Source organism: Saccharicrinis sp. 156, assembly GCF_050589685.1.
Lineage (GTDB): Bacteria > Bacteroidota > Bacteroidia > Bacteroidales > Marinilabiliaceae > Saccharicrinis.
Genome location: NZ_JBNGOS010000029.1, coordinates 79,430 through 96,320 on the forward strand (window position 1 = coordinate 79,430; position 16,891 = coordinate 96,320).

A 16,891-nucleotide genomic window follows, 5' to 3' on the forward strand; every position below is an offset into this window, starting at 1 on the left:
CAACTAATGGTACTCATTAAACTTATAAGCTACTGGCTTAAACGGCTTGCCCGCCATGTATATTGGTTGCTTAACCTCAGTAAAATTAAGGGGATTGGCACCGCAACCATTGCTTTCCCGATAATTGTTGAAGGGAAAGGCACGATTGAACTGGGCTTTTACACGCAATTAAAAAAACATGCTAAACTATTAATTGCACAATCGGCTCAGTTCTTGGTAGGTGAAAGAGCAATATTCGATTCTAATACGGATATAAGAATTGGCAAAGGGGGTAAGCTTAAAATCGGCCATAACTTTTCCATCGAATACGGGAGTCGCATTTTTACCGCTAAGGAATGGCTTTTTGGTAACGATGTAAAAATTGCCACCCACTGCGCTATCTTTTCCCGGGAATCGGTACAGGGAATCCTGACCATCGGAGAAGGAACACACATTGGAGATAACACTATTTTGGATATTACAGATAATCTGTCCATCGGCGAAGAAGTAGCCATTGGCCCCAATTGTACCATTTACACCCACGACCACGATTATAAGCAAACCAACAAAGCTGCCTGGAAAGGTGGCATTGTGAAAAAACCGGTTGTGATTGAAGATGGGGCGTGGATTGGCAGTGGTGTTACGATCCTGCCGGGAATAAGCATTGGTAAAAATGCAGTTGTGGCTGCCGGTAGCGTAATCACTAAAGATGTACCTGAATTAACTATTTGGGGTGGCGTACCTGCCAAACAAATTAAAACTATACAATGACACCATTAGTATCCGTCATCATACCTTGTTTTAACCCCGAAAAGTTTATTGCCCAAACTTTAAATTCCGTTTTACAGCAAACATACAAGAGCTTAGAAATACTCATTATCGACGATCATTCAACAGATAATAGTTATGCTATTGCCCAAAACTTTGCAAAAGAGCATCCGCAAATTGTTAAAGTCCTTAAAAACGAATCGAAAGGAGCTTGTGCTGCGCGTAACATGGGGTTTCAACATTCAAAAGGTGCCTACATTCAGTATCTGGATGCAGATGATTTGTTAAGCCCCCAAAAAATAGAAAAACAAGTAACTTCTTTAATAGATTACCCCGATTCAATAGCGGTCTGTGCAACTTGGAATTTCACAGACAATATTAATAATGCAACAAATACAGATGCCCCGTACCTTTTTTCAACAGATCAAGCGTGTGACTTTTTTATAAATCTTTGGGGAGGCAATAAAAAAGAACCCAATATGGTTCAAACCAGTGCTTGGTTAACGCCTCGAACACTTATTGAAAAAAACGGATCATGGAACATAAGCTTGTCAAAAGATCAGGATGGAGAGTTTTTTGCCAGAATAGCACTCAACTCTAACGGGATAAAATTCGTACCTGATATCAAAAATTTTTATCGCAAGCACATCTATGGTGGTAATATTGCCTCTTTAAAGAAAAAGCAACATCTCGAAAGCAACCTGTTAGCAACGCAACTCAAGGAGCAATATCTATTTACCCAAACACAAAGTGATAAAGCCAAATATGCTATAGCGACTCAATATAAACATGTGGCTATTGAAGCGTGGCCCAACTTTAAAGATATTAGCAATGTAGCGTTAAAAAAGTGTAACGAACTGGGAGGAAGTAACTATAGCCCCATTTTGGGAGGAAAAGTAATTGAAACCATAAAAAAACTTTGCGGATGGAAATCTGCAAAGTCATTTTCATATTATATACATAAATTGTTATAAAAACCTATTGCCATCAAAGCAAAAAAACACATCGTATTTCTTACGTCCAATAACCTGCCAACTAATCCTCGCTTATTAAAGGAGATTGATATAGCAAAAGATCGATATAAGGTTACGGTTGTTGTATGGAGGCTAGGTAATTGGAGCGACCCTATCAATGAAAAGCAAATAAAAGAGCGATCATCTGTATGTTTTATCCAACTTGATGCCACACCTGATAGAAAAATCCATTGGCTATTTTGGGCATTATTTGAAAAAATTATACGATTTGTTTATCCTGTTGTTAAAAGAAATCCTTTTTTCAATGCACTTTGCCATACCCGACGTTCAATTCAACTACTCTATGCCCTAAAAAAAATTAAAAACATTGACTTATTAGTTGGTCATAATTTAGGTACCCTTTATCCCATATGGAATATGGCGATCAAAAGAGATATACCTTTTATCTACGATATTGAAGACTATGATCCCGGGATTTACGTGCCAGAAGCAGGTAAACATTATAAATCTTGTACTGAGTTTCTTTTAAAAAAATGTGCTCCTTCAGCCAGTGCATTAACCAGTGCCAGTCCGCTTATTGGTGAATACTCTTTAAAACTGATAGGGGATCATCCCAACCATCAGGTCATCCTCAACAGCTTTCCTTCCACGGAGTTCTCATTAGCTAATAGCCACAAGCCTATAGCTGGCAGCACAGGTGTTTTGCGTCTTGTCTGGTTCTCCCAAACTATTTCTTTTGGTCGCGGCTTAGAACAACTCTTTGAAGCCCTAAATCAACTCAACGAATTAACAACTCAACAACTCATCATCACTTTAATTGGTAATATGGATCCCGAGTTTGAAAAACAAATCGTACAAACATTTCAATCTCAAATTTCAAATCTCACTTCTCAAATCTCACTTCTTATAAAGCCTCCCCTCTCCCAACCTGAACTGCATGCTGAACTGGCCCACCATGATATTGGCCTGGCACTTGAACCAGGAAAAGACTTAAACAATGGTTTAGCTATATCCAACAAAATCATTGCTTATGCACAGGCCGGCTTGTGTATATTGGCCACGGATACCCCGGCACAAAAGCAGTTTATGCAGGAGCACCCCGATTTGGGTACCGTATGCGGGCAGGATAAAGAGGGAATAGTAAAAGGAATTGCAGCCATGCTGGAAGCCACGAACAAAATTAATACCGACAAACTAGATAGATTTAAAAAAGGCAAAGAGCTGGCCTGGGAAAAGGAAAGTAGTAAGCTGGTGGAAATATGGAAAAGGGTACTGATCACCTAAAGTATTAACGCCTTGGGGTCTGCAACGCCCAAGGGTTTGGCAATGGGCTGAATTACAAATGCTTTATTGAAAGTCCACGGTGTTATGGCATTTTATCTTATCAAAAAGTACTTTTTAAAAGCAAAACCAGAAAAACAAATACAACACAAACCCTTCGGCGTGCTTGCACCCTAACGTCGGAAAAACAACAAAACCATGCCTAATAAATCAGTACCTTTAGATGCCAATAACATATATCACATCTACAACAGAGGCATTAACAGTTGCAATATATTTTCTCAACCGGATGACTATAAGAGATTCTTATTTTTATACGAAAAGTACATTTATCCGATTGTCTTTACTTTGGCATGGGTACTAATGCCAAACCACATACATTTGCTGATACTTCCCAAAAATAACCAAGCATACAAATATTCCAAAAGTGATATTGAAAAGTTTACAAAGGAAAATGATATCCTCGGTCTCAGGAAATGGGAGACAATTGATTGTGAACCAGAAATAGAAGTTAAAAATAAAAAGACTCCTAATCCATCTAATCATTTTGCACATTTATTCAGTTCGTACTCGAAGTACTTTAACCTTAAGCACAACCGTCATGGTTCTTTATTTGAACATCCGTACAAGAGAAAACCTATATACAACACTGTTTATCTAAAACGGGTATTGATGTATATTCATAATAATCCGGTTCATCACGGCTTTTGCAATCATGCCATTGAATATCCATGGAGTTCTTACCTCTCATGTATTTCTGAAAAAGAAACAAAGCTATTGCGTAATAGAACTATTGAGATGTTTGGTACTAAAGACAACTTTATATCAGAACATAACCAAAACCCATCAGATAAGAGCATTGAAGACTGGTTGCAAATTTAAACTGCCTGTTTCAACGCCTTGGGGGTCTGCTACGCCCAAAGACTTCTAAGGTTGCACTAACACTTATAAAACCATGCCGAAAATTTTAATCGTCTGCCCAACTTTTCCTCCTGTCAACACACCTGATCATCATCGCATCAGAGTAAGTATACCTTGGTTTATCAAATGGGAATGGGATGTTACGGTATTAGCTGTTGAGCCCTTATATACAGAAGCTCCCTTAGACCCTGTTCTTGAGATGGCAGGAGACTTTTGCAGAACAATAAGGGTAAAAGCTTTACCAGCTGCTGCAACCCGGAAAATAGGATTAGGAAATCTTGGATATAGAGCCTGGTGGCAGCTAAGGAAAGCGGGTACAGAACTTATCAAACAACACAACTTTGATTTAATATATTTCAGCACCACGGTTTTTCCTGCTATGACTTTGGGTCGCATTTGGAAAAAAAAATATGGTATTCCTTTTATACTGGATATGCAGGATCCCTGGCGTAACGATTTTTACCTGGACAAACCTAAACATGAGCAACCACCAAAATACAAAATAGCTCATTTCCTGGATTCTAAATTGGAAAAGTGGACCGTTCCCTATGCAGATGGACTGATTGCTGTTTCTGAAAATTATCCTCAAAGCCTAAACAAACGTTATCAAATAAACTTACCCTCTGCTGTTATTCCCTTTGCATCCTGCAAAGCAGATTTTGACTTCGTGGATAAACTAGAAATCCAGAATCCTGTTTTTAAAAGAAAGAAAGGACGTATTCATGTGGTATATACCGGAGCGGTTACACCTGGCATGCCCAAACCTTTGGAATTGATGTTTAGGGCATTTAAATCGGTGATTGATAAAACTGGACTAGATATCCACTTGTATTTTGTGGGTTCTTCGTATGCCCCAGATGCCCAATCCATTGCCATGCCCATTGCACAAAAAGTTGGAATTGATGAAAATGTAACCGAGATACCGGAGAGGGTGGGATATTTTGAAGCGATCAAAGTCATGCTAGATGCTGATTTGATCATTTTGCCTGGCTCCATGGAAGCAGGTTATACCGCTTCGAAGATTTACCCGTACATACTCTCACAAAAGCCCATTATAGCCTTAACCCATGCCTTAAGCAGTGTGTCAAGCATTTTAAAAGGATGTAATACAGGACCTGTCATTACCTTTAAAAGTGAAGAGGAATTAAAAACAAAACAAGAAGAAGTAGAAATAGAAATTCGGGAGATAATCAATCAGGGAAAGTTTAAAGCAGACACCAACTGGGATTATTACCAAGAATATTCGGATAAAAGAATGGCGGAAAAGCAGATAAACTTCTTTAAAAATATTATTAAAAATAATGAAACTGAATAACAATATTCCCGCCATTAATGCATTGCGAGGAATTGCCGCATTAATGGTTACCATGTTTCATCTAACCAAAGGCTTTTTTCAAGAAGATTCTTTAATTAGAAATACATTTAGATATGGTTGGACAGGAGTTGAAGTATTCTTTGTTATTTCAGGTTTTGTAATAACGTGGTCTATGATAAATGCGAATTATAAAACACGTTATTTTGGCACTTTTCTAATAAAAAGAATTATCCGCATTGAACCTCCTTATCTTATATCTATTATATTAGTTATTTCACTTAACTTCCTATCTACTCTATCTCCATCATTTGAAGGTCAAACTTTTAATATTGATATCAACAATATACTATTGCATTTAGGGTACTTTGTGCGTCTTTTTGATGAAAACTGGTTCAATCCAGTTTATTGGTCCTTAGAAATAGAATTCCATTTTTATTTATTAATGGCTGTTTTCCTTCCAATATTTATGATTAAAAAGCCATTCTTACAATTATTTTCTTTATCTATTTTACTACTTGGCATATTTGTTTCAACAGAATTTACCCCCTTGTTTAAGTACATAGATATTTTTCTAATTGGAATTGTAATTGCACTTTTTAAAGCCCAGAAACTCTCTAAACCAATCTTTACTGGAGTCCTTATAATTATAACAAGCACAATACTATTACAACATAACGGGATAATAAGTCTTGTCGTATTTTGTACAGCTTCAATAATCTTATTTAAAGAAAATATACTGAATTATAATATTCTCAATTATTTTGGCAAGATATCATTTTCATTGTATTTATTACATGTACCTTTGGGGGGACGCATCATAAATATCGCCAAAAGATTTGACCTAAGTGAACTTGGTAAGGTATTGGCATTGATTATTGCTCTTTTATTTTCCATTGGCATTTCACATTTATATTATCATTTTATAGAAAAGCCATTTCATAACTATGCGAAAAAAATTAGTTACTCAAAATGAAAAAATTAGCCATCATCTCCACCCATCCTATCCAATACAACGCCCCATGGTTTGCCATGCTATCCAAAAAAAATGGTATCAAGCTAAAGGTATTTTACACCTGGAGTCAAAAAGGACAAGATAATTATGATCCGGACTTCAATCAAAAAATAGATTGGGATATTCCCCTTTTGGAAGGATACCCATATACTTTTGTGAATAATACTGCAAAAACTCCGGGAGGCCATCGGTTTAACGGAATAGTTTGTCCTTCTTTAATTAAGGAAATTAGGGAATGGGGTGCAACGCATGTACTTGTTTTTGGTTGGAACTATAAAGCCCATTTTAAAGCTATGCGCTACTTTAAAGGTAAAATACCTGTACTATTCCGTGGCGACAGCACCCTTTTGGATTATGAAATAAGAAGTATCAAAAGTTTAGTATCAAGTATCAAGAATAATTGCCATCCAACTGCCATATTCTCAAACCTAAAATCGTATGGTAAATATAAGTTACGCAAAGCCTTTCTCTCCTACATCTACCGGCACATCGATACCGCGTTTTATGTGGGTCAAAACAACAAAGCTTATTTTTTGGAGCATGGTTTAAAAGAAAATCAATTGGTATTTGTACCACATGCCATCGACAACAACCGGTTTTTTGATAGCGAAGAAAAACAGTATGAAGCGAAAGCAAGACGGTGGAGAACCGAGCTGGGAATAAAAGAGGATGATGTGGTATTACTATATGCCGGTAAATTTGAAAGTAAAAAAAATCCTTTATTTTTACTTGATATATTTAAAGAACTAAGTTCTGATAACAAGCATTTAAAGCTCATCTTTTTAGGCTCGGGTCCTCTTGAATCTCAACTCAAAGCCAATGCAAAAAGTAACTCTAACATTTTCTTTCTACCCTTTCAAAACCAATCCACGATGCCGGTTGTATATCGACTATCCAATATTTTTTGCTTACCCTCCCAAGGGCCTGGAGAAACTTGGGGTCTGGCAGTCAACGAAGCATTGGCATGTGGAAGACCGGTGATTGCAAGTGATAAGGTGGGATGCGCTATCGATTTAATCCCAAATACTTCTTGCTTTAAATCGGGAGATATATACAGTCTGATCCATATTTTACAGACAAACCTAGATCAAATACACCGCAATAAAAAAGAATGGTTTCAGAACATCATAATGCCATGGAATTTCAATACTTTGGCTGAGAATTTAACCGCTTATATACAAAAATGATTGCCCGCAACAAGAACATTATAGCCATTTCGTTGCTCATCACAGCCTTATGTAGTTTCGTATGGTCTATTCCATTTGTATCCACGTTAAGTATAGGAATATTTCTATTTGCGTTTTATCTCTTTATCGATCAATTGGGTAATACCATACCCATTAAAGAATTGGCTTTTCTGGTAGCTTCCTTACAACTATTAATGTCATCTTTTATTGCTTTTTATATCCAGGATCCGGATAAAGCTTTTTTACCCAAGGTATTACCTAATCAATATTTTAGCTATGCTGTCCCCGGGATTTTGTTATTTGCACTAGGCTTATTCTCTTATTCATCAGTTCTTGACTATTCCACTTTTAAAGATAAAACCCAACGTTACAAGCTAACCAGTATAGCCAAACAACTAATCGCCATAGGTTATGTGGCTATCGCCATCTCTCCGTTTGTACCGGGAGGCTTAAGGTATTTCTTTACATTACTGGTATTTCTGAGTTATATAGGAGGTATCATATTTATATTGGAGAAAAATCATAATAAAAACCAAGTATTATGGATACTTATAGCTTTTTTACCAGTTGTTAGAGATGCTTTTTTCTCTGGTGTTTTTTATTTAGCCATGATATGGATTGCTTTTGCTTTTTTATACTATATGCTCATCCATTTCAATTGGTCATACATTCAAAAAGCTACTATCATAATCCTGGCCATATTTATGATTACTACGCTTGATGGTGCCAAAAAGGATTATCGCGATATTGTTTGGGAACAAGAAGGCAATAATTTATCATTCGCCACAAGAACAGGTTTGTTAGGCCAATTATTCTGGGAACGCCTCACTTTTAAAAATTTGACCGATGAATCCAACCTTTCTGCCAGGGTTACACGTGCCAATCAGGGAGCACTGGTTACCTGGGTAATGAAATGGGTTCCTGATAATGAACCCTATGCCCAAGGACAAACCATTAAGGATGCTGTTATAGGAGCTATTTTTCCACGTTTTTTAATGCCCAATAAGGCCAAAGCAGGTGGTGTAGAAAATTTCGAACGGTTTACAGGGCATAATTTAATAAATACAAGTATGAACATCAGTCTTCTGGGAGAAGGTTGGGCAAATTTTGGTTATTGGGGAGGTTTAATATTTATGTATACTGTAGGTTTGTTTTATTCTTTTGCGATTAAAAAATTTGCAACGCTTATTAACAATTATCCCATCTACTTCTTCTTTATACCCTATTTATTTATTTACATTATCAAAGCTGAAGATGATTTATTAACCCCCTTAAATCATATTATAAAAGCAAGTATAGTGTTATTTTTATTACATCGATTTTACATCCGAAAAATCACCCCTGTTGATGTAACAACAAATTAGCCATCATATTTATTTATGCAGATAGAAAAATCTTTTATAAATCCTTATTGGTATAAACTTAAATCTAGCAAGCAGTATACAGTGATCTGTAGACCGTTTTTTTTATATTAAGGAGGTGTAGAGTTGGGTAGCGGTACATTTGTAGGATTCTTAAGTTGTGGAATTGAAAAACGGACAACTTAACAAGTTTACAACTACACGCATAAAGCGGTAAGACGATTAAGCAGATAAACAGCTCACCCTGTAGCTGTCATTGGTCATTATTAGTCAAGTCAAGAACATCTGTGCCTTTAATCTGCAATTCCACTGTGTCCTCTGCGTTTATGCGATGTACCTTTTGCGATTGCTGTGATTAAAACAAAAAGTAGCTATAGTATATTATTTAGACTAAGTAACAACCCCATAGGACAAAGAATTTTGCAAATGACGTATTGATTATATATATTTGTACGTAATTCTATTCTAAAGTTATGGATACAAAATTGACCTTGAGGCTAAATGATAATGTTATTGAGAGGGCTAAAATTTATGCTCGTAATCATAAAATTAGTCTATCAAAAATGATTGAATCTTATCTTGATAGTATAACACAGGAAAAAGAAGACGAGAAAAAAAATTTAATTACTCCGCTTGTTGAGAGTTTGAGCGGTGTGATTAATTTGCCTGATGATTTTGATTACAAAAAAGAGTATCGTGATTATTTAGACGAGAAGTATAAATGAAGAAACTTTTCGTAGACACAAACATTGTGATTGACTTACTATCCCGAAGAGAGCTGTTTTTTGAAGAAGCTGCAACTTTATTTTCCCTTGCCGACAAAAAGCAAATAGAATTAACAGTATCATCTTTAACGATTGCCAATACCAGTTACATTCTATTAAAACAAATAGATTCAGATAAAGCGAAATCAATATTAAGGAAGCTGAGATTAATAGTTAAGATTTTGCCATTAGATGATAAAACGGTTGGATTGGCCTTAAATGACGAAACGTTTTCAGATTTTGAAGATGGACTTCAATATTTTACTGCCATTGAAAATGAGCAAGAATTGATTATTACCAGAAATCTAAAAGATTTTAAAAATTCAAAACTACCGGTAATGACAGCTAAACAATTTATTAAAACAATGGAATAGTTATCAACCTGTAAAAATGAGCAAATCAGTACATATCACTTTCTTCCAGCGCCGTCCTTACGATTTTCATTTTAGTATCGAAAAATTATTTGAAACCATCAGAGAAAACTTTTCAGAAGCTACTTCTTATTATATCTTCACCTTACCCTATTATAGTCAGGGTTTAATTCCGCGGATTAAAAGTGCATTTGCAGCCAGGAAAAAGCAAGGTACCATTAACCATATAACGGGCGATATTCATTTTATCACCCCTTTTTTAAAAAAGAACAGGACCATAAACACTTACCACGATTTTACTTTTTTAAAAAACAGTAAAGGATTTTCAAGATTTATTTTGTGGTTGTTTTGGGTTTATATACCTGTTAAAAGGTCGAGATATATTACGGTTATCTCAGGAATTACTCAAAAAGAACTCATTAAATATACCGGTTGCAGGGAAGAAAAAATAATGGTAATACCCAATATTATTTCACAAGACTTTAAAGTGGTCCCCAAGACCTTTAGTACAAAGTGTCCGGTCATCCTGCATATAGGAAGTACACCTAATAAAAATATTGAGAGACTGGTTGATGCTATTCAGGAAATTGAATGCAAACTGGTTATCGTTGGAAAACTTGCGGAAAGTCATCAGGTGCTTCTCAAAGAGAAATCTATTAATTTTGAGAACCATTATCAAATAAGCGAAGAAGAGTTAAAACAAGCATATATTAATTGTGATTTGCTTAGTTTTTGTTCGCTTAACGAAGGTTTTGGTCTGCCCATATTGGAAGCCCAGGCCACAGGTCGCCCCGTTGTCACATCTAACCTATCCTCTATGCCCGAAGTTGCCGGTGATGCAGCTTGCTTGGTTGATCCTTATAATATTGAATCTATAAAGGAAGGTATTCTTAAAGTAATTAATGATGAGGTTTACCGTAACACACTTATCCACCTGGGTCTAGAAAACGTCAAGCGCTTTAATCCACAAACAGTGGCTGGCATGTACGAGGGCTTGTACCAAAAAATATGGAATAAGCTTAATCAAACAAACTGATATTACCTTTTTCCAATGCTGGATCATTAATAAAACGCTCTGCCCTTTTTCTTGCCCCTTCACACCAAATATCAAACTCTTGCTGTTCCATATCCACTAATAGGTTAAGAACATTACTCCAACGACTTTCAGTCAACTGCTTACTGTCTATAGAAAACTGCTGACAGTTACCCTCTAATTGCTGACTACTTCTTTTCTCCTTTTTTCGTTCTCCTGCCTCCTTGCTCCCTTTTCCTTGCTTCTCACTATTTACCTTTGACTGATGACTGTTGACTAAGGTCAAGTCCCATCCAGCTAGCGCGGATTTGTAATCCGTGCTCTTATTCAAATCTAAATCAAAGCCACTCTTCTCCTCTTCCAATCCTCTCCACGGTGTCTGGTCACTAATAATCACGGGTCTGCTGGCCATAAAGCTTTCGAGAATCACATAACCGAAATTTTCTCCTCGGGTAGGCATAAAAAGGGCATGATAATTTGTGAACAAATCCAAGACCTGATTACCATCAACCACTCCTTTGTATTTGACTTTGATATTATCTGTCAGTTCTTTAATTACATTTTGACACTCCTGCCAATAAAGTTTATCATAGATAGGGCCATATAAGTCATAGAGAATTGTTCCCTCTACCTGTAAGTATTTGAGCTGTTCTAACGCAAACAAAGTATTCTTCTCCGGCGATATACGGGCAATCGAGATCAATTTCAATTCTCCATGTTTCTTATCTAATTTTTTAAAGTCTGGCAACTCCTTTACCGGTAAATGAGGTGCTATTTGAACCTTAACCTTTTTACCCAGAGCATTTTTTATATCTTCTATTTCTTTTTCACTTGTAGCATGGAACAATACATTTTTATATAAACCGTATAATCGGGAGAGAATAATAAACAACTGCTTCTTCCTTCTTTTAATATTGATAGCCGTAGGCGCTAACATACCATAGGTACCTAATACCTTTTTACCTTTAAAACCTATGTTTTTTAGTACAATTAAAGGTAATATCGAAAACTTCCAGGAATACACTCCATTAATATAGGCCTCATCAGGCCTCACTTCCTGAATCAATTTTTTGTATAATCTTTGATTTACCTTAGACTCCGGGCAATAAAACACATACTCACCTTTGTTACACTCCACCCATTTTTCACTTTCAATCCCCTCATATGGAATTGTCTCCAAAAAATCTGTATTACGTGTAATAATATAAAAATCGAAGGTCTCGCGCAGGTAACTCACCATATTGGCAAAAGCGCGTTGTCCTCCCCCAGCCTTATACCCAGGTATATACCAATCTATAAATGCAATAATCTTCTTCTTTTGCATGAAATTTACTTTAGGCTTTAAAGATAGAGAATAAGTTGAAAGAATATAAAGTTTGTAAAGTTGAAAATTCCAAAGCCGAAAGCACCTGGGGCTTCCCCTTTAGGGGCCAGGGGTGAACGTGGCATGTTACAATGAAAAGTGAACCCGGATAAATTGCAGCAATGCAACATTGTACGAGAGATTGCCATTAGAAGCTATCCCTCCATTACCAATCCCCCTGGAAGGCTCTGTTTTTAGCCTTTGTATTTAACGCCCCCTTTGCTAAGGGGGAGATTAACCCTAAATTCATCAACTACCTGTTGGAACGAAGTAGCCTGTCCGACACAAAAAAAATCGTTTAAACTTTGGCGGAAAATCGGCACATGGCACCCTCCGACCCTCACAGTGCGAAGGACTTCCCCTTTAGGGGCCAGGGGTGAACGTGGCATGTTACAAGGAAAAGGGAACCCGGGTGAATTGCAGCAATGCAGCATTGTACGGGAGATTGCCATTAGATGGTATCCCTCCAGGGCCAATCCCCCTGCAAGGCTATAATTGCAGCATGAATAGGTACCACCCCCTTTGCTAAGGGGGAAATTATTCCTAAACCCATTACCTATCTGTTGAAACGAAGCAGCCAGTCCCGATACAAAAAAGATCGTTTAAACGTTGGCGGAAAATCGGCACATGGCACCCTCCGACCCTCACAGTGCAAAGGACTTCCCCTTTAGGGGCCAGGGGTGAACGGTGGCATGTTACATGGAAAAAGGAACCCGGGTGAATTGCAACAAAGCAACATTCTGCGGGGATCGACATTTACTTCTCCATGACCCATCCCCCTGCAAGGGTCTGTTTTTAGCTACTGTATTTACCGCCCCCTTTGCTAAGGGGGAGATTAACCGTAAATTCATCAACTACCTGTTGGAACGAAGTAGCCTGTCCCGATACAAAAAAAAACGTTTAAACGTTGGCGGAAAATCGGCACATGGCACCCTCCGACCCTCACAGTGCGAAGGACTTCCCCTTTAGGGGCCAGGGGTGAACGGTGGCATGTTACATGGAAAAAGATGACCCGGATAAATTGCATCTATGCAACATCGTACGGGCGATTGACATTTACTTCTCCAGGGCCAATCCCCCTGCAAGGCTTTAATTGCAGCATGAATATGTACCGCCCCCTTTGCTAAGGGGGAGATTAACCCTAATTTCATCAACTACCTGTTGGAACGAAGTAGCCTGTCCGACACAAAAAAAATCGTTTAAACTTTGGCGGAAAATCGGCACATGGCACCCTCCGACCCTCACAGTGCGAAGGACTTCCCCTTTAGGGGCCAGGGGTGAACGGTGGCATGTTACATGGAAAAAGATGACCCGGATGAATTGCAGCAATGCAACATCGTACGGGGGATTGACATTAGATGGTATCCCTCCAGGGCCAATCCCCCTGCTAAGCTATAATTTCAGCATGAATATTTACCACCCCCTTTGCCAAAGGGGAGATTAACCCTAAACCCATTACCTATCTGTTGAAACGAAGTAGCCTGTCCGATACAAAAAAATAGTTTAAACGTTGGCGGGAAATTGGCACATGGCACCCTCTGACCCTCACAGTGCAAAGGACTTCCCCTTTAGGGGCCAGGGGTGAGCGCGGCATGTTACATGGAAAAGGGAACCCTGATGAATTGCAGCAAAGTAACATCGTACGGGGGATTGACATCAGTGGTATCCCTCCATTACCAATCCCCCTGCAAGGCTCTGTTTTTGGCCACTGTATTTAACACCCCTTTGCTAAGGCGGAGATTAACCGTAAATTCATCAACTATCTGTTGGAACGAAGTAGCCTTTCTGATACAAAAAAGATCGTTTAAACGTTAGCGGGAAATCGGCACATGGCACCCTCCGACCCTCACAGTGCAAAGGACTTCCCCTTTAGGGGCCAGGGGTGAACGCGGCATGTTACAAGGAAAAGGGAACACAGATGAATTGCAGCAATGCAGCATTGTAAGGGAGATTGACATTTACTTCTCCATGACCCATCCCCCTGCAAGGCTATAATTGCAGCATGAATATGTACCGCCCCCTTTGCTAAGGGGGAGATTAACCCTAAATTCATCAACTACCTGTTGGAACGAAGTAGCCTGTCCTGATACAAAAAAGATCGTTTAAACGTTGGCGGAAAATCGGCACATAGCACTCTATCATTGCGAAGACTTCCCCTTTAGGGGCCAGGGGTGAACTTGGTATGTTACAAGGAAAGGGGAACCCGGATGAATTGCAACAATGCAACATCCTGCGGGGGATTGACATTTACTTCTCCAAGACCAATCCCCCTGCAAGGCTATAATTGCAGCATGAATATTTACCACCCCCTTTGCTAAGGGGGAAATTATTCCTAAACCCATTACCTACCTGTTGGAACGAAGTAGCCTGTCCCGATACAAAGAAGATGATTTAACCGTTGGCGGAAAATCGGCACATGGCACCCTCCTATCCAAACAGTGCAAAGGCTTCCCCTTTAGGGGCCAGGGGTGAACGTAGCATGTTACAAGGAAAGGGGAACCCCGGATGAATTGCAACAATGCAACATCCTTCGGGGGATTGACATCAGTGGTATCCCTCCATGACCAATCCCCCTGCAAGGCTCTGTTTTTGGCCACTATATTTAACACCCCTTTGCTAAGGGGGAGATTAACCCTAAATTCATCAACTACCTGTTGGATCGAAGTAGCCTGTCCGATACAAAAAAGATGATTTAACCGTTGGCGGAAAATCGGCACATGGCACCCTCCGACCCTCACAGTGCAATGGACTTCCCCTTTAGGGGCCAGGGGTGAACGCGGCATGTTACATGAAAAAAGATGACCCGGATGAATTGCAGCAATGCAGCATTGTACGGGAGATTGCCATTAGGTGGTATCCCTCCATGACCCATCCCCCTGCAAGGCTATAATTGCAGCATGAATATGTACCGCCCCCTTTGCTAAGGGGGAGATTATTCCGAAACCCAATACGCAGCACAAGGGATGTAAACCACTTTTTGGCAGGCATGAAGAAGTTGAAATGTAAAAGCGAATTCCCTAATTACACAACGTAAATCTGTGGATAAAAGAAAAAATAGAATTATTTTGTGCCGACTATGACAAAACAGGGATACTTTACGAATGAAGAAATCGTTCTCCTGGATTGGATCCAGGGAAAGATTACCCGACCCAACGAGGCATTTTCTATAGAGAAGGCACATTTGTTTGCCCTAAAAAATGGATTATCACCTTATCTTTTTCATCGCATCAAAGACAATAAAGAGATTATCCCCGATGAACTCTACCCGATTTTAAAAAAGGACTATTTTAACGCCCTGTTCCGAAACACGCGCATTCAAAATGTCTGGAAGGAAATTCAGGAATTGCTGAATGCACATCATCTTTCGTTTGTACCCTTAAAAGGTATTTTCCTCGCTCAATACATTTATCCGGATTTTAATACCCGCCCGATGAGCGATCTGGATATTCTAATTATGTACGGTCAAGCGCAACAGGCTTTCGATTTACTCGTAAGCAAAGGAGCCCAACACTCAGGCGAAAAACAGGCAGCGCACGATAAAAAGACAGGTCATCATTTACCTGGAATTATTTTCAAAGGTGTCTTGATTGAATTACATACCAGCCTGTTTCCCCTGGACGTAGATTATCAAATTCCCAATGACCTTATCGAAAAGAGCCTGATCAAATACGACAATGTATTCACATTACCTCCCATGCTCAACTTTTGTTACCTGTGTATGCATGCATATTCAACCATGCGAAGAGGAGGGATTCGCTTAAGCTGGTTTCTGGATTTGGTATTGCTTTCTCAGTCAGAATATTTTAAAGCAGATAAGTTAGAGCTGACGAAGATCATCCAGCAGCTAAATATCCAAGTCCCTGTTTTGGATGTAATGAAGAAAGCCGAGTTTCTGTTCGACTATCGTTTTGAATTTGTTCCCAAAAGCCTTCAAGGCTCCTTGTCAACCACTGAATCATCTGTTTTTGTGCGGCTTATACAAGAATCCGGTCAGCAAAACACGGATTACAGTTACGCCATAGCATTTGAACGATTAAAGAATACCAAAGGACTGGGGAACAAATTACGGTTTATTAAAAGTGTCCTACTAAGGGGTGACAACACCAGGGTGACTTCTTTGATCAAAAGACTATGGACGGTTACTACAAGATCTTTTCGAATGTTTCTTTCAAAAAGCAGGTAATGCAGGCAAGGGTGTGACACTTCCCCTCCAACAATCGACAAAGCACAGTCCAGCCGGAAAGCGTTGCCAGTGCAGGCGATCGACATTCCCCCATGCAAACCTGCACCAATATTTATCGTCGGGAAGGAGGGCAGTCTCGAACCAGTCTGGCCACCATAACGCTATGGGGGAATTCACATTAGATGGTATCCCTCCAGAACCAATCCCCCTGCAAGGCTTTAATTGCAGCATGAATATGTACCGCCCCCTTTGCTAAGGGGGAGATTATTCCGAAATTCATCACCTAGCTGTTGGAACGAAGAAGCCTGTCCTGATACAAAAAAGATCGTTTAAACGTTGGCGGAAAATCGGCACATAGCACTCTATCATTGCGAAGACT

General features: G+C 38.9%; 13 protein-coding genes. 12 read left to right on the forward strand and 1 reads right to left on the reverse strand.

Annotated elements, in window-relative coordinates; all coding sequences use genetic code 11:
- The first annotated feature begins 6 nt into the window (after positions 1-6).
- The 11 genes from ACRD64_RS17540 to ACRD64_RS17590 all read left to right on the forward strand — a co-directional run bounded on the left by ACRD64_RS17540 (position 7) and on the right by ACRD64_RS17590 (position 10,969).
- Positions 7-750: an acyltransferase gene (locus tag ACRD64_RS17540; protein WP_430934761.1), complete on the forward strand. Its 744-nt coding sequence runs from the start codon at positions 7-9 to the stop codon at positions 748-750.
- The gene (locus ACRD64_RS17545; protein ID WP_430934762.1) at positions 747-1,721 is read left to right on the forward strand and encodes a glycosyltransferase family 2 protein; all 975 of its coding nucleotides are present in this window, start codon (positions 747-749) and stop codon (positions 1,719-1,721) included. The genes ACRD64_RS17540 and ACRD64_RS17545 overlap by 4 nt, the downstream gene beginning before the upstream one ends.
- A gap of 417 nt (positions 1,722-2,138) precedes the next feature.
- A complete protein-coding gene (locus tag ACRD64_RS17550; RefSeq protein WP_430934763.1) occupies positions 2,139-3,005 on the forward strand; it encodes a hypothetical protein in 867 nt (288 codons plus the stop codon).
- A gap of 195 nt (positions 3,006-3,200) precedes the next feature.
- A complete protein-coding gene (locus tag ACRD64_RS17555; protein WP_430934764.1) occupies positions 3,201-3,884 on the forward strand; it encodes a transposase in 684 nt (227 codons plus the stop codon).
- Between the two features lie 73 nt (positions 3,885-3,957).
- Positions 3,958-5,238 carry a glycosyltransferase gene (locus ACRD64_RS17560; RefSeq protein ID WP_430934765.1) on the forward strand — a complete coding sequence of 427 codons (1,281 nt, stop codon included), beginning with the start codon at positions 3,958-3,960 and terminating at the stop codon, positions 5,236-5,238.
- On the forward strand, positions 5,225-6,211 hold the full coding sequence (locus ACRD64_RS17565) for an acyltransferase family protein (RefSeq protein WP_430934766.1): 987 nt from the start codon (positions 5,225-5,227) through the stop codon (positions 6,209-6,211). The genes ACRD64_RS17560 and ACRD64_RS17565 overlap by 14 nt, the downstream gene beginning before the upstream one ends.
- Positions 6,208-7,437, forward strand: coding sequence for a glycosyltransferase family 4 protein (locus ACRD64_RS17570; protein WP_430934767.1), 1,230 nt, complete (start codon positions 6,208-6,210; stop codon positions 7,435-7,437). Before ACRD64_RS17565 ends, ACRD64_RS17570 begins: the two co-directional genes overlap by 4 nt.
- Entirely contained in the window at positions 7,434-8,801 is a 1,368-nt protein-coding gene (locus tag ACRD64_RS17575) for a hypothetical protein (RefSeq protein WP_430934768.1), read from the forward strand. Before ACRD64_RS17570 ends, ACRD64_RS17575 begins: the two co-directional genes overlap by 4 nt.
- Positions 8,802-9,271: 470 nt before the next feature.
- Positions 9,272-9,523: a DUF6364 family protein gene (locus ACRD64_RS17580; RefSeq protein WP_430934769.1), complete on the forward strand. Its 252-nt coding sequence runs from the start codon at positions 9,272-9,274 to the stop codon at positions 9,521-9,523.
- Positions 9,520-9,936, forward strand: a complete 417-nt coding sequence (locus ACRD64_RS17585; RefSeq protein ID WP_430934770.1) for a type II toxin-antitoxin system VapC family toxin — start codon at positions 9,520-9,522, stop codon at positions 9,934-9,936. Before ACRD64_RS17580 ends, ACRD64_RS17585 begins: the two co-directional genes overlap by 4 nt.
- 16 nt (positions 9,937-9,952) lie before the next feature.
- A complete protein-coding gene (locus ACRD64_RS17590) occupies positions 9,953-10,969 on the forward strand; it encodes a glycosyltransferase family 4 protein (protein ID WP_430934771.1) in 1,017 nt (338 codons plus the stop codon).
- Here ACRD64_RS17590 and ACRD64_RS17595 read toward each other — a convergent pair.
- Positions 10,953-12,290, reverse strand: coding sequence for a glycosyltransferase family 4 protein (locus ACRD64_RS17595; RefSeq protein WP_430934772.1), 1,338 nt, complete (start codon positions 12,288-12,290; stop codon positions 10,953-10,955). The genes ACRD64_RS17590 and ACRD64_RS17595 overlap by 17 nt on opposite strands.
- A gap of 3,115 nt (positions 12,291-15,405) precedes the next feature.
- On the opposite strand from ACRD64_RS17595, the gene ACRD64_RS17600 reads away from it, so the two are divergent.
- Positions 15,406-16,512, forward strand: coding sequence for a nucleotidyltransferase family protein (locus ACRD64_RS17600; protein ID WP_430934773.1), 1,107 nt, complete (start codon positions 15,406-15,408; stop codon positions 16,510-16,512).
- Positions 16,513-16,891: the final 379 nt, after the last annotated feature.